This is a genomic window from Galbibacter sp. PAP.153 (assembly GCF_037029175.1).
Lineage (GTDB): Bacteria > Bacteroidota > Bacteroidia > Flavobacteriales > Flavobacteriaceae > Galbibacter > Galbibacter pacificus.
Map to the genome: position 1 here is coordinate 1 of NZ_JAZEUN010000071.1, position 522 is coordinate 522.

The 522-nt window shown below is 38.9% G+C and carries 1 protein-coding gene; it reads right to left on the reverse strand.

The window, feature by feature from the left end; all coding sequences use genetic code 11:
- Nucleotides 1–522, reverse strand: a 522-nt coding sequence (locus UXI14_RS18075) for an IS982 family transposase (RefSeq protein ID WP_335967373.1), incomplete at both ends; no start/stop codon positions are given.

The window sequence follows — 522 nt, forward strand, 5'->3', positions numbered from 1 at the left end:
TCAAAGGCTCCCTGTCGTCAACATTCCCTTGGGTAAGCATGAAGTCCAATATTTCCCCTCTGTCGTTGACAATTAAATGCAACTTAAAACCAAAGAACCAACCTATGGAGCATTGTCCCTTTACAGCCATGCCCTTAAAAGTCTTATGCTGTTTCTCCCTTTTTATATGGCATGCCCGTAAAGGAGTCGAGTCTATAAAGGAAATGCCAGTACAACGTCCCAGACAGCATGTTTTAAGAAATATGGCCATTGGGAGCACTGCTCTTTGTTGTAATTCAACAAAACGGTTGTAGGACACGGTCTGCGGAAACTCTCCTTGCATATGCACCTTTACATAATACAAGTAAAAATGTTTTAGGCTCCTGAATTGTTTATAATGGAATAACACCATAATGGTTATTACTTCACTATCGGACAATTTTGATTTCCGGTTTCTTTTTTTGCTCGCCGTATCCTTTTCAAGAGCAGATTCATGGGTTACTTTTTCAAATTCTTTGCAGAATTCATCGATAAGATAAAAAA